Annotated in this window: 1 protein-coding gene and 1 pseudogene; both read right to left on the bottom strand. The window is 46.4% G+C overall.

The features are described from left to right. On the bottom strand, positions 1 to 1,292 hold a 1,292-nt coding region (locus tag IQR33_RS30590; protein WP_193844296.1), incomplete at its 3' end, for a BatD family protein. Continuing rightward, positions 1,289 to 1,649: pseudogene (locus IQR33_RS34915) on the bottom strand (hypothetical protein); the annotation flags it as partial. The pseudogene IQR33_RS34915 and the gene IQR33_RS30590, both read right to left, overlap by 4 nt.

The following is a 1,649-nucleotide window of genomic DNA, read 5'->3' on the forward strand; positions in this document are numbered from 1 at the left end:
TCATCTCTTCCAATGACTTTGTCCAGTTCTGGTAACGCTCGCGGAATACGGAATTTAAAGCGTTTTTGTTTGGTCTGGACTTTGCGCCACATCGACTTCAGTAAATGAGCGCTATTTTCACCATTTTGCATTCGCGACGCACTTTTTTGCCACGATTCACTCGTATCGGCTTTGGTCATTTCTAGCTCGGCCGTATTTAAACGCAATTGTTTGTACAATATGGTCCTTGCTTCAGACCAACGTTTAGCCTTTAACAAACGGTGGAACGTCAGCCATGCTGGTGTCGGTCTGTTGCGGTAGTAACGTTTAATGGCTACCAATGAAATAATCACAAAACCCAGCAACACAAGCGTGGAAACAATCCATTCAAAGTACGTTCTGATGAAGGACTTCAACGTGTGCTTCGCGGCAAAAGTTTTGCCCTCTAACATCACCGTTTCCACTTGCTGAGTCTTACTGTTCCACCAACGGAACTCATAATCCGGCAGGGTTAATTCACCACCTTGTTGAATCACGTACACGCTCTCTTCTGTGCGTGTTGACTGGTAATCACCACGTGTTTGCGTATCTGTCAAACGGTGGGGTTGAGGATACGCTTGATAACGGGTTGTTGATTCTCCTTTCAACAAGTCTGGTAGCAATACAGATAGTGAATCTTGAGCCGAAATGGTGATTTTACGCGTGATTGCATCCCCAACTTTGAGTGACTCAGTGGAGGTATCCCACTCTTGCTTTACCTCTACATCTGTTGCAGAAAACCAAGGTGTCTCACCACTCAGCAGGCCCGATGGCAATACGGTTTTGAACTTAATCGGCTGCGTGTAAAGTGTGCCTGACACCTTCTCGCCGTCCGGCGCCGACACCTGAACGCCCACTGCGACAGGTGGAATCACAAAATCACCAGAAGCTTGAGGATACAAAGTCACTTCCCAGCGTTGACGCGACCAAGTTTGTCCCTCTTTTTGCTCAGTAAAGTTGGTTGCTAGTTGATTACGCTGTTTGGCGATAACATTGGGTATTTCAATATTGCCAATTCTCGTACCACCCGTAAACCAACGCGGCGTTGCCACTTCGATGGTTAAAATAACTTGCTCATTGACGCTAAAACTTGGTGTTTTCCGCTTCTCTCCAGCCGTTGGTTGTTTACCAACCCACGCTTGTAACTCAACACCATGCTCTCGTTGAACGTCACGAATATCTTGAGCCAACACACTACTGCTCAGGAGGAAACCGAAACAGATAACTAACCACAAGGGTAAAGCAAAGTGCGTAAAACGGTGGCTTTTCATCATTGCACCGCCTCCTCTGTATTTTCGTTCGCAGTAGAGGTTGATTCTCCGGTTTCTATTGAACGCAATTGAATCTGAAACTTCTCATTTAAGAAGTATTTAGGATCCGCTTCGACTCGCTTTAACCATTTGTCGGCTAATTCTTGGCTACCTAAGATGTCGTCTGCACTTAACGTCTCTTTAATCATCAACTCCGCTGACGTTTTTTCATCCGCCCCTTCTGCGGTTTGAGGGTTATCGCCTAGCTCGGTTGATGCTTCTTGCTCCGTTCCTGCCTGACTCTCACTCATCCGGTTGATGTCCTCTACAATACCACCAATCACTTTCAAGTTATGCTCAACATCCGGTCTTAGCCTCTCG

The organism is Vibrio sp. OPT46 (assembly GCF_015163535.1).
GTDB classification, from domain to species: Bacteria; Pseudomonadota; Gammaproteobacteria; order Enterobacterales; family Vibrionaceae; genus Vibrio; species Vibrio alginolyticus.